Origin of the sequence: Rhizobium sp. RAF36, from assembly GCF_052114105.1 — a bacterium.
Lineage (GTDB): Bacteria > Pseudomonadota > Alphaproteobacteria > Rhizobiales > Rhizobiaceae > Rhizobium.
On sequence record NZ_JBFREC010000001.1, the window covers coordinates 334,232 to 352,981 of the forward strand.

Below are 18,750 nucleotides of genomic sequence, written 5' to 3' on the forward strand. Positions count from 1 at the left end.
TACCGGCGCTAGCTGGTCTCATGTGCGGAAAGAGGCGCGCCGGCTTCATCCTCCGCAATGTGCATAGCCCATGTCTATTATTCATGCCGTTACCTCCAGAAGTGGCCGGGTCGTCAGACTGACGTTCGGCTCCGGATCCCGCGCCAACAGCCGCGGGGCCAGCCATCGCCGGGACAAGCAGACGCGATCGCGTATCTTCACGCTCGCGGGTGCCCTGTTGCTCGTCTTTTCGACAATGTCGGGAAAGCTCGTCTATTACGCGATGCTGACCGACGACGAGACGTCGAGCATTCCGCCGAACGCCATCGTTGCTTCGCGCCCCGATATCGTCGATCGCAACGGACAGGTGCTGGCGACGGATGTGCGCACCGTCTCGATGTTTGCCGAGCCGATTCATGTCGTCGATGCCGACGAGGCGGTGGAAAAGCTGACGCAGGTCTTCCCTGATCTCGACCGCAAATCGCTCTACCAGAAGCTCTCCGACCGCAAATCGCACTTCACCTGGCTGCGTCGCCAACTGACGCCGAAGCAGCAGAGCGAGGTTCTGGCGCTCGGTCTGCCTGCGATCGGCTTCCGGCCGGAAGTGAAGCGCTTCTACCCGGCGGGGCGCACGGCCGCGCATATTCTGGGCTATGTCGATATCGACAACCACGGCGTTGCCGGCATGGAGAAGTATCTCGATAACCAGGGAATGTCGGACCTTGCCTCGACCGGGCTTGCCAGCGACAACAGTCTGGAGCCGGTGAAGCTGTCGATCGATATCCGCGCCCAGAATATCGTCCATGACGTCGTTTCCGACGCGCTGACCACCTATCAGAGCAAGGCGGCCGGCGCCGTCATCCTCGATATCCATACGGGTGAGGTGATCGCCATGGCCTCGGCGCCGGATTTCGATCCGAACGATCCGAAGGCGACCGGCGGCGAGGGCTGGCTGAACCGCATGAGCAACGGCACCGACGAGATGGGCTCGGTGTTCAAGACCTTCTCGATCGCAATGGCGATCGACACCGGAACGGTGAAGCTCAGCGACAGTTTCGATGCCAGCGCGCCGCTGCATTATGGCGGCTTCACCATCCATGACGACCGCGACGTGCCGCGCCGCGTGCTGTCGATCCCGGAAATCTTCCGCTACTCGTCCAACATCGGCACCGCCCGGATGATGGACAAGGTCGGCATGGATATCCAGAAAGACTACCTGACGCGCTTCGGCCTCTTGTCACGGATGCAGACGGAACTGCCTGAAGTGAAGGCGCCGAGCCAGCCGAAGGTCTGGAAGAAGATCAATTCGATCACCATCGCCTTCGGCCACGGCGTTGCGACGACGCCGATGCAGACGGCGGTCGCGGGTGCAGCGCTGATCGACGACGGCAAGCTGATCGAGCCGACCTTCTTCCCGCGCACGCAGGAGGAGGCGGAAAAGACCGAAACGCAGGTGGTCAAGAAGAGTACCAGCGATACGATCCGCTACCTGTTTCGCCTGAATGGCGAGCAGGGTACCGGCCGCGCCGCCGATGTTCCGGGCTTTCATGTGGGCGGCAAGACGGGGACGGCCAACAAGGTCATCAACGGCGTCTATTCCCACAAGCTGAGCTTCAACTCGTTCCTCGCCGCCTTCCCGATGAGCAACCCGAAATATGTGGTTCTGTCCTTCATCGATCAGCCGCTGACAGGGGTGCACAACCTGAACCTCGCCGCCGAAACGGCCGCCCCGATGGTGCATGACATCATCGCGCGGACGGCACCGCTCCTCGGCGTCGAACCGGATTTCGGACAGAACCTGCTGGCGGGCTATTGAAGGGCTGAGGAACGGCCACGTGATCTCGTGGCAGCAGCGTGACGTCAATCGGCCGCCCGACCCCATTCTAAAGTCAATGGCAGTCGCGTTCTGCCTTGAGCCTTTATACCATCCTGCCGACGGTGCAAGGCGGCAGGTCTGTGCGACGAGAAGAAAGGTGCTATGCCTTCAACGCACCGACGAGTGTCTTCGTCTAGAAGCGAGGCTATTCCGTCGCGGGCGATCTTCGCCAGAAACTCGTCGAAGGCTTCCATGTCGGTGGCAAACAGGTTCTTCCCATCGAATGAGATCCCCATTCTACGTGAGGGCCTCCGGCGTCCAATCTTCTTAGTTGCCGGTCTGTCGCATATGTCGTGAATGAAAAGCTCGTCACTTCGGGCGGTCCACTCTTTACGAGCTTTGGCCATCCGATATATGTCGTCTTCTTGGTGTAGGCCCGCCATCAGATCACAGTCTTTGTCATCTTGCGCACGCCTTCAATCAATTCCTGCACTTCCTCGCGAGTGGGCTCTGCCACCAGCTTGTGGTCGCATTTGTTTCGTATATCGCCAAGGTGCTGGACGAACCGCCATTGAGAGATGTCCATCACGGAAGCATCCTTCAGGGCATCGTTTAATGTGGAAATTGTCGGCTTGGGCTTGAGCTTTACCTGATGCCGGTCGCAAACCGCGCCGAGATGCCCTTCCAATACCACGCCCGCGACAGCACCTGCACCGCGCTGGAAACCGTTTTTGTTTAAAACTTCGGCAGCGTGCAATTCGTCGTCAAGCAGATCAGCATGAACGAGGGTCTTTATATCGTATAGCGTGGACTTGAAGCGGCTTTTAAGCCCTCCAATCATTGCAGCCTGTTGTAACATTGCAGTTGCGGCTGATACCGGCTCATACAATATGTCGCCATATCGCCGTCCAATTAGACCCTTAAGTGCATCACTGATCGTATAATTGGAATAGTCGATTTCCTTCCGGACATTCTTGGGCGCATAAAGAGCCCGAAAATCGTCCACGCGCTCCGGAACGATTTGCAACAACAGAGCCAGACATTCGGTGTACCATTTTTGATAATTGAGGCTGAAGGATGCAAGCTTCTGATCCTTAGGGATTTTCTTTCGGTCTTGTTCCGTGCCATGTTCTTGAAAAAGACCGTAGTAAAGTGCGTAGCCGTCAGCGCTCAGCTTCGCCAGGTCGCGCTCGTAATCTTCGACTATTGGCATGGCATCCCCGATGAAATCAATTTCAAATGGCTTGCTACGATTTCTACTTCTTTTCAAGCGCGGTTGCGACCGCCACCTCGAATTCTTCCACACGTTGTTTAAGGCCATGCGCATAAGTTGGCTAACCGACATTCGGCAGTAGCCCAATCGCCGCATAACCCATCGAAAAGCTTATCGGAAAAAGACCAAATGGTGGGCCCGGAGGGACTCGAACCCCCAACCAAGCGGTTATGAGCCGCCGGCTCTAACCATTGAGCTACAGGCCCTGGCGCAGGTGTCTGCGCTGGCTTCGGGGCAATGGTTCCCCGCAGCGGTTTCGCTCTAGCGTAATTCGGATGCAGCGACAAGACGTTGCCGCAATAGCTTCACAATCAAACGCCAAAGAAGGAAAAGGGGTAGCGACAACCAAGGAGTGAATCATGGCGCTGCGGAATTCCACAAAGCTTGTGCTCGGCCTTTTGATGACGGCGGCGGCCGTTTTGCCGGTGACGGCGGCGGCTCTGGCCGATGATTCAAAGCCGCGCGAGGCTGTTATCACCGTGTCGGGGGATGGGCAGTCTTCGGTGGCGCCCGATATGGCGGTTATCAATCTCTCGGTCGTCAAACAGGCGAAGACGGCGCGTGAGGCGCTCGACGAGAACAACAAGGCGATGACGGACGTGCTTACCGCCTTGAAGAAGGGCGGGATCGCCGAGAAGGACCTGCAGACATCGGGCTTTTCGGTGCAGCCGCAATATAACTATCCGCAGAGCAGCGACGGCCAGCCGAAGCAGCCTGAGTTGATCGGCTACCAGGTGTCGAACGGCATCACGGTGCGGGTTCGCGATCTTTCGAAACTCGGTGCCATCATCGACCAGTCGGTGACGCTCGGCATCAATCAGGGCGGCGATATCTCCTTCACCAACGACAAGCCCGAGGGCGTGATCGATGAGGCGCGCAAGGATGCTGTCGCTTCGGCGCTGAAGAAGGCGAAGACGCTGACGCAGGCGGCCGGCGTCAAGCTCGGCCGGATCATCGAAATCAGCGAAAACAGCGTTCGGCCGATGCCGCAGCCGGTCTATCGCGCCGCGATGATGAAGGAGGCAGCCGATTCCTCCGTGCCGGTTCAGGGCGGCGAAAATACCTATAATGTAACCGTCAACGTCACCTTCGCGCTTGAGCAGTAAGCGCTAACATCGCTTTCCGGTGTCAAAAAATGGCCGTTGGTATCCTGAGCGATATCAACGGCTTGTCTGTTTCCGGCAGGCGCTTGCAGAGAGCCCCGGGCATAAATCGCTTTATCACGCGACTGTTACACTATAAAATCGATCGTGTTATTCGGCCGCGCGAGGGAACCCGAGTTCTGTTTTCCGCATTGTACCCGGCCGATGAGGAGGAAATGGCTTCATCCCTGCCAAGAGGAGACAGACATGACGAATGCCTTGCCGCCACTTCACAACGGACACGCCCCGTTCACCCTTCAGGAACTCTTTCGCGAGGCGCTCTATGCCTTCGAAGAATGGGATACGGAACTCACGGAACCGATCGTGACCTTCGAAGGGAAGGTTCTGCCGATCAGCATGGTATTCGAAGCCATGCGCGAATGCGATGACATCGTGCCGCGGAATATCGTCGGCGCCGTCACCGAACGGCTCACCAAGCCTTGGGAAGGCGAGGGGCCGCTCGATCAGATGACGTTTTCGACGGCGGCGCGCGTCATGCGCGTTCTCGTCCGCAAACGGCTTCTCGCCAATGGCGTGACCGATGTCGTCGCCATCGAGGGACGCGCAGCGCGCGAATCCTGCGAATAGCCTCACAAGGCTCGGGATCGCTGCCACGCGGCGATCCCATCCCTGAAACGGGAACCGCTCACGCTTCCAGCCGTTGATGGTGATAGGAAGGACGGGCATCATGCTGAAATCATTCGTACGGGAAATTATGGGAACGGCGCCGCATAAACTGCCGGCGCCGCGATGCCTCAGGCAGTTCGCCGGCAAGAAACGCGTTCTCCTGGTGTTTGCCGATGCCGAGGACGACCGCGCCAGCAGGCAGGACGATCTGCTGCGCAAGGCGCATATGCGCTTCATCGAGGAAGACATCGAGGTTTTCAATGTCGCCGGCGGCGGGGTGTTTCCGCTGTTCGACGATCCGCATGATCTCGATGCCGACGAATTGCGCGAAGATCTTCATGGTCCGCAGCCGGGCGAGTTCGGGCTGATCCTGATCGACCGCGACGGCAAGGTTAAGCTGCGCGCCGGCGAGCCGATGCGGCCGGAAGAGATCATCGGGGCGCTTGCAACGATGCCGCATTGACGAGGAGCTCGTACGCGGCACCGGCGTGATGCCGCGCCAGCCACTATCGCCGATGCCGCACCAACAGCTATCACTACGATTTCGCTTTACTTTTTTCCGCAGCCTGCGGATGTTCTCTTCCGATTGTTTGTATCGGAAGAGGATTGCTTGTCATGACCATCGAGGACGATCTGGTTCGCATTGCCGAGCAGGAAAAGGTGCTGGCCTTCGACAGTTTCGACCTGACGACCGCCTGGCAGCTCGGCAAGCTCCTGCAGGAGCTGGCGACAGAGCGCGGCCTCGGCGTGGCGATCGATGTGTCGCTGCATTCCATGCCGGTGTTCTATGCGGCGCTGCCAGGCGTCACTCCTGACAACGTGCAGTGGGTGAGGCGCAAACGCAATATGGTCTTCCGTTATTCGAAGAGCAGCTATGCCTCTGGCCTGAAGCTGAAATCGGACGGCAAGACGATTGAGACCAACGGGCTTTCGAGCGCCGATTACGCCGCGCATGGCGGCAGTTTCCCGATCAATGTGAAGGGCACGGGCTGCATCGGCGCGGTGACCGTTTCCGGCCTGCCGCAGCGCGACGACCATAATCTCGCGGTCGAGGCGCTGGCGCTGATGCTCGCCAAGGACCTGGATTCGCTGCGGCTTGCCTGAGGCCGGAAAGCCATTCCCACCGGAGCGGGAATGGCAAATGCCGTTCAAATCTTGCCGTCGGCCTCGATGATGCCCTTGGTGATGCTGCCGGTTGCCGGGAAGAGCGGGATCAGGCAGGCCTGCAGGGCGTGGTAGATATCGCCCTTGCCCGGGAAGAGGCTGTGCGAGGGCACAAGGTCTTCCGTCAGTTCCTCGTGCCAGCCGCCGTTCTTGTGGTCGATGAAGTGGCGCTCGATGAGGTTCCAAACCTTGCGGTAGCTTTCCTCGTGGAAATCGCTCGGCTGATGCTCGTTGAGGAAGTGCGCCGCAGCGGCCGCTTCGCAGACCGGCCACCAGAGCTTATTGCGCTTGGCGGGCTTGTCGTCCCAGTCGAGCGTATAGAAGAAGCCGCCCTTGTCATTGTCCCAGCCGAGCGCGATCGACTGTGAGAAGAGGCCGCGTGCGGCTTCCGGCATCCAGTCCTGCTTCTTGCCGCCGAGCACCCAGAGCTGCAGGATGAGGCGGCACCATTCCAGCGAATGGCCGGGCGTGGTGCCGGCAGGGCGGAACATCTCGTTCGGGTGGTAGTAATTCTTGTCGAGCTGCCAATCGGCGCCGAAATGCTCGGCAACGCGCCAGCCGACGGAACCGGCGGCACGGCGGATGACGAGATCGGCGATGCTTTCGGCCTTGGTCAGGTATTCGCGGTCGCCAGTTGCCTCGAAGGCGGCCATCAGCGCCTCGGTCAGATGCATGTTGGAATTCTGGCCGCGGTAGTTGCCGCCATCGAGCGGCTGCCAGTCGGCGGTGAACTCTTCGGCGATGGCGCCGTGCTTGGCTTCCCAGAAGCGGGTGTTCAGCACTTCGGTGATATCGGCGATCATGCCGTCGGCGAGCGGATGGCCGATGGTCTTGGCAGAGGAGGCGGCGAGCAGCACGAAGGCGTGGCCATAGCCCTGCTTGTTGGAATCGACAGGGCCGTTGTTGTCCAAAGACCAGAAATAGCCGCCGTTCTTGCGGTCGCGGTGGTGGTTCCAGAGATAATCCATGCCGTGGTCGACGGCATCGGATGCGCCAGGGCGGCCTAACAGCGCGCCGAGGGTAAAGCAATGCACGGAGCGGGCGGCGATGTGGATGCTGCGCACCTGTCCTTCGGCATCCAGCGGCTTGCCCTGATCATCGAGATCGTAGAAGCCGCCCTTCGGGCTGATGGAATTGTGCTGGAAGAAGTCGAAGAGGCCGTTTGCCTGGGCGAGAAGCCAGTTCCGGTGATAGGCCCGGTTCGTCCAATTGCCGAGGGCGGTGCCGCCAGTTGCGAGTGCCATGCTACTCCTCCGAATTCGTGCACAAAGCTTTGCGGAACGCCTATATAGGGGTCCGCCGAGTCTGTCATCCGCCGGGGCTTGCAAATGGCGGAATCGCGCTGCATATATTGACATAAAGATATCTTTATGTGATTTGATCGCCCTGTTCTTAGCGACGTCAAGGAGTCCGCCCGTGTTCGACAATCTTTTTGGCCCCGATGGGGTAAAACGCGACGGCAGTGAAGTGTTCGCAGCGCTGAAGAAAGCTGCCAGCGAACGCATCCTCGTTCTCGACGGCGCCATGGGCACGCAGATCCAAGGGCTCGGCTATGACGAGGACCAGTTTCGCGGTGACCGGTTCATCGGTTGCGCCTGCCATCAGAAGGGCAATAACGACCTTCTGATCCTCAGCCAGCCGGATGCGATCGAAGAGATCCATTATAAATATGCCAAGGCCGGCGCCGATATTCTCGAAACCAACACCTTCTCCTCGACCCGCATCGCGCAGGCCGATTACGAGATGGAAGGCGAGGTTTACGCGCTGAACAAGGAAGGTGCCGAGATCGTGCGTCGCGCGGCCATCCGCGCGGAACGCGAAGATGGCCGCCGCCGTTTCGTGGCGGGTGCTATAGGCCCGACCAACCGCACCGCCTCGATTTCGCCCGACGTCAACAATCCGGGCTACCGCGCCGTTTCCTTCGACGATCTGCGCATCGCCTATGGCGAACAGATCGACGGATTGATCGACGGCGGCGCCGACATCATCCTGATCGAGACGATCTTCGATACGCTGAATGCCAAGGCGGCGATCTTTGCCTGCGAGGAGCGCTTCGAGGCCAAGGGCGTGCGTCTGCCGGTGATGATCTCCGGTACGATCACCGACCTTTCCGGCCGTACGCTGTCGGGACAGACGCCTTCGGCCTTCTGGAACTCGGTGCGTCACGCCAATCCATTCACCATCGGTCTCAACTGCGCGCTCGGCGCCAATGCGATGCGCCCGCATCTGCAGGAGCTGTCGGGCGTTGCCGATACCTTCATCTGCGCCTATCCGAATGCCGGCCTGCCGAACGAATTCGGCCAGTATGACGAGACGCCCGAGCTGATGGCGGCGCAGATCGAGGGCTTTGCCCGCGAAGGCTTGGTCAATATCGTCGGCGGCTGCTGCGGCTCGACGCCGGAGCATATCCGCGTCATCGCCGAGACGGTTGCCAAGTACAAGCCGCGGCCGATCCCGGAACATCGCCCCTTCATGTCGCTGTCGGGCCTTGAGCCCTTCGAGCTGACCAAGGACATTCCGTTCGTCAATGTCGGCGAGCGCACCAACGTCACGGGTTCTGCCAAGTTCCGCAAGCTGATCACCAATGCCGATTACACCGCAGCGCTCGACGTGGCCCGCGACCAGGTCGAGAACGGCGCGCAGGTTATCGACATCAACATGGACGAAGGCCTGATCGATTCCGAGAAGGCGATGGTCGAGTTCCTGAACCTGATCGCCGCGGAGCCGGATATCGCCCGCGTCCCTGTGATGATCGATAGTTCGAAGTTCCAGATCATCGAGTCGGGCCTGAAATGCGTTCAGGGCAAGCCGATCGTCAATTCGATCTCGCTGAAGGAAGGCGAGGAGAATTTCCTGGCGCAGGCGAAGCTGCTGCATCGCTACGGTGCTGCTGTCGTCGTCATGGCGTTCGACGAAACCGGGCAGGCGGATAGCTACGACCGCAAGGTCGAGATCTGCCGCCGCGCCTACAAGCTGTTGACGGAAGAGGCGGGTCTCTCCCCTGAAGACATTATCTTCGATCCGAATATCTTCGCTGTCGCCACTGGCATCGAAGAGCACAACAACTACGGCGTCGATTTCATCGAGGCGACGCGGACGATCCGCAAGGAAATGCCGCTGGTGCATATTTCCGGCGGCGTCTCCAACCTGTCCTTCTCGTTCCGCGGCAACGAGCCGGTGCGCGAGGCCATGCACGCCGTGTTCCTCTACCACGCCATCCAGGCGGGCATGGACATGGGCATCGTCAATGCCGGTCAGCTGGCCGTCTATGACAACATCGATGCCGAGCTGCGCGAAGCCTGCGAAGACGTGGTGCTGAACCGCCGGTCTGACAGCACCGAGCGCCTGCTTGAGGTGGCCGAGAAGTTCCGGGGCGGGGCTGCGCGCGAAGGCCGTGTGCAGGATCTCTCCTGGCGTGAATGGCCGGTCGAGAAGCGTCTCGAGCATTCGCTGGTCAACGGCATCACCGAATATATCGAGGCTGATACGGAAGAGGCGCGACTAAAGGCTGCGCGTCCGCTGCATGTCATCGAAGGCCCGCTGATGGCCGGGATGAATGTCGTCGGCGATCTCTTCGGCTCGGGCAAGATGTTCCTGCCGCAGGTGGTGAAATCCGCCCGCGTCATGAAGCAGGCCGTTGCCGTTCTGCTTCCCTTCATGGAGGAAGAGAAGCGGCTGAATGGCGGCAGCGAGCAGAAATCGGCCGGCAAGATCCTGATGGCGACCGTCAAGGGCGACGTGCACGATATCGGCAAGAACATCGTCGGCGTCGTGCTCGCCTGCAACAATTACGAGATCATCGATCTCGGCGTCATGGTGCCGGCAACGAAGATCCTGGAGACGGCGGTTGCCGAGAAGGTCGATGTCATCGGCCTCTCCGGCCTGATCACGCCGTCGCTCGACGAGATGGTGCATGTGGCGGCCGAAATGGAGCGCCAAGGCTTCGAGATCCCGCTGCTGATCGGCGGCGCGACGACGAGCCGTGTGCATACCGCGGTGAAGATCCATCCGGGCTACAACAAGGGCCAGGCGATCTACGTGACGGATGCCAGCCGCGCAGTCGGCGTGGTGTCGTCGCTGCTGTCACCTGACAACCGGGACGGCTATGTCGCCGATATCCGCACCGAATATGCCAAGGTCGCGGCCGCGCATGCGCGCAGCGAAGCCGAGAAGGTGCGCCTGCCGCTGTCGCGTGCCCGTGAAAATGCTCACAAGGTCGACTGGACCGGTTACAAGCCAACCAAGCCGAGCTTCCTGGGAACCAAGGTTTTCGAAGATTACGATCTGGCCGATATCGCCCGCTATATCGACTGGACGCCGTTCTTCCAGACCTGGGAACTGCGCGGCCGCTATCCGGCCATTCTCGAAGACGAGAAGCAGGGTGAGGCGGCACGGGCGCTGTGGAACGATGCGCAGGCGATGCTGAAGAAGATCATCGACGAGAAATGGTTCCGGCCGCGCGCGGTGATCGGCTTCTGGCCGGCGAACGCCGTCGGCGACGATATCCGTCTCTTCACCGGCGAGGACCGTAAGCAAGAGCTCGCGACCTTCTACACGCTGCGTCAGCAGCTGTCGAAGCGGGACGGCCGTCCGAATGTGGCGCTGTCGGATTTCGTCGCGCCCGAAGCAACCGGTATCGAGGAATATGTCGGCGGCTTCGTCGTTACCGCCGGTATTGAGGAAGTGGCGATTGCCGAGCGCTTCGAGCGGGCGAACGACGATTACTCGTCGATCCTCGTCAAGGCGCTGGCAGACCGCTTCGCGGAAGCCTTTGCCGAGCGCATGCACGAGCAGGTTCGCCGCGAGTACTGGGGCTACACCAAAGACGAGACGCTCTCAAACGACGAGCTGATCACCGAGCAGTACGCCGGTATCCGCCCGGCGCCCGGCTATCCGGCGCAGCCCGATCATACCGAGAAGAAGACGCTGTTCGAACTGCTCGACGCTGAGAAGACCGCCGGCGTGGCGCTGACGGAAAGCTACGCGATGTGGCCGGGCTCTTCGGTATCAGGCATCTATATCGGCCACCCCGATTCCTACTATTTCGGCGTCGCCAAGGTGGAGCGGGATCAGGTGGAAGACTACGCGGCCCGCAAGGGCATGGAGGTCACCGAGGTCGAACGCTGGCTCGGCCCGGTGCTGAACTATGTGCCTGCCAAGGTCAGCGACGAGATCGAAGACGCGGCCTGATCTCAGGGCGGCAAGTTCAGAGATTGAATCAGGAAGGGCGGAAAGTGATTCACTTTCCGCCCTTATCATTATGAAATGATGCTGTTTTTGGTCTAGGCGCTGAGCTCCGCCAAGATCGCCGTCGTATCGTCGCTCTGCTTGAAGCGCGGATAGCGCAGGCCTTCGGGGTCGATTTCCCGTTCTAATTGGCGGAGCTCTTCGATCATCGGGCGCAGTCCCTTGTCGAGCGCCGTCCGGACCAGGCTTGCCGCGTCGTAGCGGGCGTAGAGCACGACGAGGTCGGCCAGGCCATCGCTGCAGATGACGGCGTGCGCCCGGGTTTTGACCGGTAGCCGCTCATGGACAAGATGGTCGGCTGCCTCGGGAACGAGGCCGAGCGTCCAGATGCCGCCTGGGGTGTTCTGGCTTTCGCGGTGCCGCCGAAGTGCGGCAAGCGTCTCGGTGTCACCGAGCGCGCCGCCGCCCTTGTTGATGCCGCCGGTGCGGGCGATGTGGCTGCGCGCGTGCTCCTGCTCGCGGGTATAGGCACCCGGTATCGCCGTGTGGAGGCTTGCCGAGCCGTCGTCTTGAAGCAGGAATACGCAGGAGTCGCCGAGACCATAGAAGTCGAAGGCCTCATCCGTCGCATGAATCATGGCGAAGGCCGAGAGCGGCCAGGCATAGCGGGGGACGCCGGGATGGCTCCCGGTGAAGTCCTTGCGGGCCTTCTCGGATACAGCGCGGGCGATATCCGAGATTGCCGTCTTGCGGGTAATGCCGCGCTGAAAACCATCCGCGAAACGTGCGGCGATCCAGGCGGCATCACTGCCATCAGCATCGATATATTGGCGATCGCCGAGACCCGTTGCACCGTCGATGACGAAGGCGCAGGCTTCGTTGTGACCGAAGCGGTCTTCGTTTGCCTTTGCCGGATTGCCCGGGTCGGAAACGGCGTCGAGGACGGAAATTCTGGGTTCTGTGATCATGATCTCAAGGAATAGCGCCAGGCGAGCGGCTCTTCAATGCGATCTGCATGACTACGAGGCGATCGTCAATTCGGCGACGAAATCATAGGCGTCGCCGCGGTAGAGCGAGCGGGTGAATTCCACGGCGCGGCCGGAGGCCAGATAGGAGATACGCTCTATCGACAGGCCCGCGGCGCCGACCGCAACGCCGAGGAGGTGGGCGTCGGCTTCCTTCATGTTGGTGGCCGAGATGCGCTGGACGGCGCGGGTCGGGCGGACCTGGCGGCGTTCGAGTTCGGCATAGAGCGAGGCGGTGACGACAGAGGGATCAGGCAGGAACTCGCCGGAAACACTGGCATTCTCGATCGCCAGTGGCTGATCGTCGGCGATGCGCAGGCGCGACAGGCGCGAGACTTTGACGTCGGTGCCGAGGCCGAGGATCATCATTTCGTCGGGCGAGGGCGTGTGGATGCCCTTGTGCAGCCATTCGGAGCGCGAGGTCATGCCGCGCCGCGCCATGTCTTCGGTAAACGAGGTCAGCTGCGACAGGCGCTGTTCGACCTTGGAAACCGGTTTGGTGACGAAGGTGCCCGAGCCGTGACGGCGCACCAGCAGGCCATCGGCGACGAGATCGTCGATCGCCTTGCGGACGGTGACGCGGCTGACGGCGGCGAGTTCGGCGATGTCACGTTCCGGGGGCAGGGCATCGCCGTGTCCCAGCGTGCCGGTGCGAACGGCCTCTTCCAGCGTACGGCGAAGCTTGACGTAGAGCGGGCCGGTGCCGCCGGCCTGGACGCGTTCGGGTGAGAGGATGGCGGAAAGATCTTCGGTCATGCCGCCCCCCTCGTCTCGATGTGAAGGCGTTTGACGGCCAGTTCGACAGCCCCCTGCAGCACGTCGCCTTTCGGCTCGGTCAGCAGCGCCACATGGCGCTCCGCGAGCCAGGGGCGATAGGCATTTGCCAGGCCACCCAGCAGGCAGATCGCCGGGCATTCCGGCCAGATCAGCGCATCGAGATTTTCGCCGATCGCGGATGCGGCTTCGCTGACGATGGCTGCTGCGACTTCGTCATTGTTGTTCGCATGGTCGAAGATCACAGGCGCGTAGCGCGCGAAATCCTTGGGCTTGGAGACATGGGCGAATTCGACGAGCTTTTCCGGATCGTTTCCGAACTCGGCCATGATCCTCTCGGTCAAGGCAGAGCGGGGCCGCACCTTGTCATAAGCGAGGAGTGACCCTTCCAGCAGGTTGCGGCCGAGGCGGGCGCCGCTTGCCTGGTCGCCGACGATGAAGCCCCAGCCGCCGATGCCGCTGATCGTGCCGTTGCGCCGCGCATTGTAGACGGAGCCGGTGCCGAAGGCGCCGATGACACCGTCGGAATCGCCGAGTGCGCCCTGCAGCGCGATCAAGGCATCGGTCACAACCTTGCCATCGGCAAAGGGAAGGGCCTTTTCGATACGGCTGCCGTAGTCGCCGACATTGGCGCCGGCCACGCCGACGACGGCGGAGACGCTGGAAACGGTTTCAGGCGGCAATGCGGCATCGCGCAATGCTTCTTTTGCGGCGAGAATGATGTTTTCCAGGGATCCCTGAAGATTGGACAGGATATTGGCGGGCCCCGCGGTGCCGCGGCCCAAAATCTTGCCGCTCCGGTCTGCGACCGCGGCGCGGCAGCTTGACCCGCCGCCATCAATGCCGATTGCCAGTTCCGTCATCGGACCCCCGGATAACGCTGTTCCCGTCGTTTTTATTACCATACCAAAAAAATACCATTTACCAAGCAAAATTGGCTTTGAAATTTCATATTTCTATCATGTTGATATTTAATGATAAAAATTTTTTATGAAAATTCGGACCGTCAAAAGTTAAATTCGGCTGGACAATTGGTATTTTTTTGGCCTTAATTCTGAAAAAGGGAACAGCAAACAGGGGCAAATTTACACCGGCGCCAAAATCAAATGCCGGGACGCTCCTGAAGGTGATTGGGTTTGACGCGAAACTGCCCGTTCAGGCAATCCGCTGGCCCGTCATCATCAGCTTTTTCCTCATGAAAACACCGCGCCCCGCTTGTGTATGGGAGCGTGCAGTCCGGCCCGGAGGCTTGAAGCCTTCATGCCGGTTCAAGCTTAAGGGACCGCCAGCCCTGGCGATCCTTCAAAGGGGCGTTGGGTGTTTCCTCAGACACTCCGATTGCTTGTTTCAGAACCAAAGACGCGCCTGATGGCGCTTAAAAACAGGAGAGGGAAATGAAAAACACTGCTCTGAAAAGCTTCCTGCTGGCGTCGAGCCTGCTGACGTCGGCCGGTTTTGCCTATGGCGCCGACGTGACGCTGACGGTTGAAAGCTGGCGTAACGACGACCTGCAGATCTGGCAGGAGAAGATCATCCCGGCTTTCGAAGCCAAGAATCCGGGCATCAAGATCGTCTTCTCGCCGACCGCTCCGACTGAATACAACGCTTCGCTGAACGCCAAGCTCGATGCCGGTTCCGCAGGCGACATCATCACCTGCCGTCCGTTCGACGCCTCGCTTGAGCTCTTCAACAAGAAGCAGCTGGCCGACCTGACGAGCCTGCCGGGCATGGAGAACTTCACGCCGGTCGCCAAGGCCGCCTGGTCGACCGACGACGGCAAGTCCACCTTCTGCGTGCCGATGGCCTCGGTCATCCACGGCTTCATCTACAACAAGGATGCGTTCGACAAGCTCGGCATCTCGATCCCGAAGACGGAAGACGAGTTCTTCGCGGCCCTCGACAAGATCAAGGCTGACGGCACCTATATCCCGCTCGCCATGGGCACGAAGGATCTCTGGGAAGCCGCAACCATGGGCTACCAGAACATCGGTCCGAACTACTGGAAGGGTGAAGACGGCCGCGCCGCTCTGATTTCCGGCAAGCAGAAGCTGACGGATGCCGACTGGGTCAAGCCTTACGAAGAGCTTGCCAAGTGGAAGCCTTACCTCGGGGACGGCTTCGAAGCGCAGACCTACTCGGACAGCCAGAACCTCTTCACGCTCGGCCGCGCAGCGATCTATCCTGCCGGTTCGTGGGAAATCGCGCTGTTCAACACGCAGGCACAGTTCAAGATGGGCGCATTCCCGCCCCCGGTTCCGAAGGCTGGCGACCAGGGCTACATCTCGGATCATCCGGATATCGGCGTTGCCCTGAACGCGAAGAGCGCGCATGCCGAAGAAGCCAAGAAGTTCCTGTCATGGGTTGCTTCGAGCGAATTCGCCGACATCTACGCGAACTCGCTGCCGGGCTTCTTCAGCCTGAACTCCAACCCGGTGAAGATGAGCGATCCGCTGGCTCAGGAATTCGTTTCCTGGCGCGGCCCGTACAAGTCGACCGTCCGCTCGACCTACCAGATCCTGTCGCGCGGCACCCCGAACCTCGAAAACGAGACCTGGGTTGAATCGGCCAACGTCATCAACGGCACCGACACGCCTGCCGTTGCCGGCGAGAAGCTCCAGAAGGGCCTCGACAGCTGGTACAAGCCGGGCAAGTAACGCGAAAACCCCTCCCCAACCCCTCCCCACAAGGGGGAGGGGCTTTTGCCGCAGCCAGTCTGCGGCAATTGGCAGGGAGGGGAGCATGCCGCGAGTCTTCTTCCCCCTTGTGGGGAAGATGGCCGGCAGGCCAGAAGGGGTCTTTCGTCATGCCGCAGGCATGACGCACAAGAGGGCACCTGACCGTCCCCAAGATTCATCTGCGCTGCGCTTTGACGTCAGCCAATAGCAATAAGGCGAGGGCCAATGAGCGAAGCCGCAAACAGTCTTGACGTGATACCGATCAAGCGCCCCATACGCTGGCATATCGGCGTCTTTCTCTTTCCGGCATTCGTCGTCTATTCGGCGATCATGATCCTGCCGCTGATCGAAACGCTCAGGCTTTCGTTCTACAATCTCGTTGACGGTCAGCCGGCCTTCGTTGGGCTGGCGAATTACAAGGTGCTGTTCGGTGATGCGCGCTGGGCTCGGGATTTCTGGAACGCGCTGGTCAACAACCTGATCTTCTTCGTCATTCACATGTGCGTGCAGAACCCGATCGGCATTGCGCTGGCGGCCCTGCTGTCGACGCCGCGGCTGCGGTTCGTGGCCTTCTACCGCACCGCCATGTTCCTGCCGACGCTGCTTTCCTTCGTCATCGTCGGCTTCATCTGGAAGCTGATCCTCTCGCCGATCTGGGGTGTGGCGCCCTGGCTGATGAGCCTTGTCGGGCTGAAGGGGCTGTTTGCGCCTTGGCTCGGCCAGTCCGGTCCGGCGCTGATCGCCGTGTCGCTGATTTCCAACTGGCAGTATATCGGCATACCGATGATGCTGATCTACGCGGCGCTGCTGTCGATCCCCGAAGAGGTGATCGAAGCTGCCGAATGCGACGGCATCACCGGCTGGGCGCAGTTCTGGAAGATCAAGCTGCCGCTGATCCTGCCTGCCATCGGCATCATCTCGATCCTGACCTTCGTCGGCAATTTCAACGCCTTTGACCTTGTCTACACCGTGCAGGGCGCTCTTGCCGGTCCTGACATGTCGACCGATATTCTCGGCACGCTGCTCTATCGCACCTTCTTCGGTTTCCAGTTGCAGCTCGGCGACCGCTCGATGGGGGCGACGATCGCCACCGTGATGTTCGTCATCATTCTTGCCGGCGTCTCCTTCTATCTCTTTGCCATCCAGCGGCGCATGCGCCGGTACCAGTTCTGAGGGGCGCGACATGTCCAACAAAGCACGCACGTCTCCTCTGCGCACCGGGCTCGTTCACCTGGCGCTCCTCGGCTACACGCTGATCGCCATCTTCCCGGTGTTCCTGACGATCATCAACTCGTTCAAGGACCGCAACGCGATCTTCCGCTCGCCGCTGCAGATCCCGACGCCATCGACCTTCAGCCTTGTCGGCTATCAGACGGTGCTGGGGCAGGGCGATTTCGCGCTCTATTTCCAGAACAGCTTTATTGTCACCGTGGTGGCGATCTTCCTGGTGCTGCTGTTCGGCGCCATGGCCGCTTTCGCGCTGTCGGAATACCGCTTCAGGGGCAATACGCTCGTCGGCCTCTACATGGCGATTGGCATCATGATCCCGATCCGCCTCGGCACGGTCGCCATCCTGCAGGGCATGGTCGCTGCCGGTCTGGTCAACACGCTAACGGCGCTTGTTCTCGTCTATACGGCGCAGGGCATTCCGCTCGCGATCTTCATTCTCTCGGAATTCATGCGCACCGTCTCTGACGATCTGAAGAATGCCGGGCGTATCGATGGTCTCTCCGAATATGCGATCTTCTTCCGTCTGGTGCTGCCGCTGGTGCGCCCGGCCATGGCGACGGTCGCCGTCTTCACGATGATCCCGATCTGGAACGACCTGTGGTTCCCGCTGATCCTGGCCCCGGCCGAAGCCACGAAGACCGTGACGCTCGGTTCGCAGATCTTCATCGGCCAGTTCGTCACCAACTGGAATGCTGTTCTGGCGGCGCTGTCGCTGGCGATCCTGCCGATCCTCGTTCTCTACGTCATCTTCTCGCGGCAGCTGATCCGCGGCATTACTTCCGGAGCAGTGAAATGACCAGTTCACAGAAGCCAGTCCGCGTCCTCGTTGCCGGTCTCGGCAATATGGGCCGCAGCCATGCGCTCGCCTATCACAACAACCCCGGCTATGAGATCGTCGGCCTCGTCAACCGCTCGGCGCCGAAGCTCGATCCGGCTCTTTCAGGCTACAAGATCCATCCGGATTTCTATGCGGCCCTTGCCGAACTGAAGCCCGATCTCTGCGCCGTCTGCACCTATTCCGACAGCCATGCCGACTACGCCGTTGCGGCATTCGAGGCGGGCTGCGACGTCTTCGTCGAAAAGCCGCTGGCGACCACGGTTGCCGATGCCGAGCGCGTCGTTGCAGCTGCGAAGAAGGCAGGGCGCAAGCTTGTCATCGGCTACATCCTTCGCCATCACCCGTCCTGGATCAAGCTGATCGAGGAAGCGCGCAAGCTCGGCGGCCCCTACGTGTTCCGCATGAACCTCAATCAGCAATCCAGCGGCCCGACCTGGGAAACCCACAAGTCGCTGATGCAGACGACATCGCCGATCGTCGATTGCGGCGTGCATTATGTCGACGTCATGTGCCAGATCACCGACGCCAAGCCGGTCGAAGTGCGCGGCATGGGCCTGCGCCTCTCCAACGAGATCGCGCCTGATATGTATAATTATGGGCAGCTGCAGGTGCTGTTCGAAGACGGTTCAGTCGGCTGGTACGAAGCCGGCTGGGGGCCGATGATTTCCGAGACGGCCTTCTTCGTGAAGGACGTGATGTCGCCGAACGGCGCGGTCTCGATCGTCATGGATCCGAACGCCAAGTCCGACGATATCGACACGCATACGAAGACATCCGTCATCCGCCTGCACAACGCCGAGACCGGTCCTGACGGCAAGTTCATCACGCCGGATCAGGACATGACGATGGCAGGTGAGCCCGGCCATCAGGAACTCTGCGATTTCGAGCAGGCTTTCATGCTGAAGGCCATCCGCGAGGATATCGACCTTAACAGGCATATGGGCGATGCAGTGGCTTCGCTGCGCATCTGCCTTGCCGCCGACGAGAGCGTACGCACCGGCCAGCCGGTCAAACTGTAAG

The 18,750-nt window shown here is 60.5% G+C and carries 15 protein-coding genes and 1 tRNA gene; 10 read left to right on the forward strand and 6 right to left on the reverse strand.

Going from position 1 to position 18,750, the window contains the following annotated elements; genetic code table 11:
- The first annotated feature begins 70 nt into the window (after positions 1-70).
- Positions 71-1,795 (forward strand): peptidoglycan D,D-transpeptidase FtsI family protein, encoded by a 1,725-nt coding sequence (locus AB4Z25_RS01720; protein ID WP_112386929.1) that lies wholly within the window; start codon positions 71-73, stop codon positions 1,793-1,795.
- 442 nt (positions 1,796-2,237) lie between these two features.
- On the opposite strand, the gene AB4Z25_RS01725 is transcribed toward AB4Z25_RS01720, so the two are convergent.
- Together AB4Z25_RS01725 and AB4Z25_RS01730 are read right to left on the reverse strand one after the other, a co-directional pair.
- Complete coding sequence (locus AB4Z25_RS01725) at positions 2,238-3,008, reverse strand: hypothetical protein (RefSeq protein ID WP_112537790.1); 771 nt, start codon at positions 3,006-3,008, stop codon at positions 2,238-2,240.
- A 190-nt stretch (positions 3,009-3,198) separates the two neighbouring features.
- Positions 3,199-3,274, reverse strand: a tRNA-Ile gene (locus AB4Z25_RS01730).
- Positions 3,275-3,427: 153 nt separating this feature from the next.
- On the opposite strand from AB4Z25_RS01730, the gene AB4Z25_RS01735 reads away from it, so the two are divergent.
- The 4 genes from AB4Z25_RS01735 (at position 3,428) to AB4Z25_RS01750 (ending at position 5,941) form a co-directional block, all read left to right on the forward strand.
- Positions 3,428-4,174, forward strand: coding sequence for an SIMPL domain-containing protein (locus AB4Z25_RS01735; protein ID WP_112537789.1), 747 nt, complete (start codon positions 3,428-3,430; stop codon positions 4,172-4,174).
- A gap of 243 nt (positions 4,175-4,417) precedes the next feature.
- Positions 4,418-4,798: a hypothetical protein gene (locus AB4Z25_RS01740; RefSeq protein WP_112386932.1), complete on the forward strand. Its 381-nt coding sequence runs from the start codon at positions 4,418-4,420 to the stop codon at positions 4,796-4,798.
- Positions 4,799-4,898: 100 nt separating this feature from the next.
- Positions 4,899-5,300: a DUF4174 domain-containing protein gene (locus AB4Z25_RS01745; protein WP_112537788.1), complete on the forward strand. Its 402-nt coding sequence runs from the start codon at positions 4,899-4,901 to the stop codon at positions 5,298-5,300.
- A gap of 152 nt (positions 5,301-5,452) precedes the next feature.
- Complete coding sequence (locus AB4Z25_RS01750) at positions 5,453-5,941, forward strand: heme-degrading domain-containing protein (RefSeq protein WP_112538008.1); 489 nt, start codon at positions 5,453-5,455, stop codon at positions 5,939-5,941.
- Positions 5,942-5,985: 44 nt separating this feature from the next.
- Here AB4Z25_RS01750 and AB4Z25_RS01755 read toward each other — a convergent pair whose 3' ends face one another.
- The gene (locus tag AB4Z25_RS01755; RefSeq protein ID WP_112537787.1) at positions 5,986-7,245 is read right to left on the reverse strand and encodes an AGE family epimerase/isomerase; all 1,260 of its coding nucleotides are present in this window, start codon (positions 7,243-7,245) and stop codon (positions 5,986-5,988) included.
- Positions 7,246-7,417: 172 nt separating this feature from the next.
- On the opposite strand from AB4Z25_RS01755, the gene metH reads away from it, so the two are divergent.
- Complete coding sequence (metH, locus tag AB4Z25_RS01760) at positions 7,418-11,191, forward strand: methionine synthase (RefSeq protein ID WP_112537786.1); 3,774 nt, start codon at positions 7,418-7,420, stop codon at positions 11,189-11,191.
- A 92-nt stretch (positions 11,192-11,283) separates the two neighbouring features.
- Here metH and AB4Z25_RS01765 read toward each other — a convergent pair whose 3' ends face one another.
- From AB4Z25_RS01765 to AB4Z25_RS01775, 3 genes are read right to left on the reverse strand one after another with little or no spacing between them, the layout of a single operon-like run.
- The gene (locus AB4Z25_RS01765; RefSeq protein ID WP_112537785.1) at positions 11,284-12,156 is read right to left on the reverse strand and encodes a protein phosphatase 2C domain-containing protein; all 873 of its coding nucleotides are present in this window, start codon (positions 12,154-12,156) and stop codon (positions 11,284-11,286) included.
- A 51-nt stretch (positions 12,157-12,207) separates the two neighbouring features.
- A complete protein-coding gene (locus tag AB4Z25_RS01770; protein WP_112537784.1) occupies positions 12,208-12,969 on the reverse strand; it encodes a GntR family transcriptional regulator in 762 nt (253 codons plus the stop codon).
- The gene (locus AB4Z25_RS01775) at positions 12,966-13,850 is read right to left on the reverse strand and encodes a BadF/BadG/BcrA/BcrD ATPase family protein (protein ID WP_112537783.1); all 885 of its coding nucleotides are present in this window, start codon (positions 13,848-13,850) and stop codon (positions 12,966-12,968) included. Before AB4Z25_RS01775 ends, AB4Z25_RS01770 begins: the two co-directional genes overlap by 4 nt.
- 531 nt (positions 13,851-14,381) lie before the next feature.
- Between AB4Z25_RS01775 and AB4Z25_RS01780 the strand changes: the two genes are divergently transcribed.
- The 4 genes from AB4Z25_RS01780 (at position 14,382) to AB4Z25_RS01795 (ending at position 18,749) form a co-directional block, all read left to right on the forward strand.
- Complete coding sequence (locus tag AB4Z25_RS01780) at positions 14,382-15,641, forward strand: ABC transporter substrate-binding protein (protein WP_112537782.1); 1,260 nt, start codon at positions 14,382-14,384, stop codon at positions 15,639-15,641.
- A 246-nt stretch (positions 15,642-15,887) separates the two neighbouring features.
- Positions 15,888-16,835, forward strand: coding sequence for a carbohydrate ABC transporter permease (locus AB4Z25_RS01785; protein ID WP_112537781.1), 948 nt, complete (start codon positions 15,888-15,890; stop codon positions 16,833-16,835).
- A 10-nt stretch (positions 16,836-16,845) separates the two neighbouring features.
- Positions 16,846-17,688: a carbohydrate ABC transporter permease gene (locus AB4Z25_RS01790; RefSeq protein WP_112386942.1), complete on the forward strand. Its 843-nt coding sequence runs from the start codon at positions 16,846-16,848 to the stop codon at positions 17,686-17,688.
- Positions 17,685-18,749 carry a Gfo/Idh/MocA family protein gene (locus tag AB4Z25_RS01795; protein WP_112537780.1) on the forward strand — a complete coding sequence of 355 codons (1,065 nt, stop codon included), beginning with the start codon at positions 17,685-17,687 and terminating at the stop codon, positions 18,747-18,749. Before AB4Z25_RS01790 ends, AB4Z25_RS01795 begins: the two co-directional genes overlap by 4 nt.
- The last annotated feature ends 1 nt before the right edge of the window (position 18,750 follow it).

Coding starts and splice junctions, on each gene's coding strand:
- AB4Z25_RS01720 (WP_112386929.1), top strand. CDS start 71: ATGTCTATTATTCATGCCGTTACCTCCAGAAGTGGCCGGGTCGTCAGA.
- AB4Z25_RS01725 (WP_112537790.1), bottom strand. CDS start 3,008: ATGCCAATAGTCGAAGATTACGAGCGCGACCTGGCGAAGCTGAGCGCT.
- AB4Z25_RS01735 (WP_112537789.1), top strand. CDS start 3,428: ATGGCGCTGCGGAATTCCACAAAGCTTGTGCTCGGCCTTTTGATGACG.
- AB4Z25_RS01740 (WP_112386932.1), top strand. CDS start 4,418: ATGACGAATGCCTTGCCGCCACTTCACAACGGACACGCCCCGTTCACC.
- AB4Z25_RS01745 (WP_112537788.1), top strand. CDS start 4,899: ATGCTGAAATCATTCGTACGGGAAATTATGGGAACGGCGCCGCATAAA.
- AB4Z25_RS01750 (WP_112538008.1), top strand. CDS start 5,453: ATGACCATCGAGGACGATCTGGTTCGCATTGCCGAGCAGGAAAAGGTG.
- AB4Z25_RS01755 (WP_112537787.1), bottom strand. CDS start 7,245: ATGGCACTCGCAACTGGCGGCACCGCCCTCGGCAATTGGACGAACCGG.
- AB4Z25_RS01765 (WP_112537785.1), bottom strand. CDS start 12,156: ATGATCACAGAACCCAGAATTTCCGTCCTCGACGCCGTTTCCGACCCG.
- AB4Z25_RS01770 (WP_112537784.1), bottom strand. CDS start 12,969: ATGACCGAAGATCTTTCCGCCATCCTCTCACCCGAACGCGTCCAGGCC.
- AB4Z25_RS01775 (WP_112537783.1), bottom strand. CDS start 13,850: ATGACGGAACTGGCAATCGGCATTGATGGCGGCGGGTCAAGCTGCCGC.
- AB4Z25_RS01780 (WP_112537782.1), top strand. CDS start 14,382: ATGAAAAACACTGCTCTGAAAAGCTTCCTGCTGGCGTCGAGCCTGCTG.
- AB4Z25_RS01785 (WP_112537781.1), top strand. CDS start 15,888: ATGAGCGAAGCCGCAAACAGTCTTGACGTGATACCGATCAAGCGCCCC.
- AB4Z25_RS01790 (WP_112386942.1), top strand. CDS start 16,846: ATGTCCAACAAAGCACGCACGTCTCCTCTGCGCACCGGGCTCGTTCAC.
- AB4Z25_RS01795 (WP_112537780.1), top strand. CDS start 17,685: ATGACCAGTTCACAGAAGCCAGTCCGCGTCCTCGTTGCCGGTCTCGGC.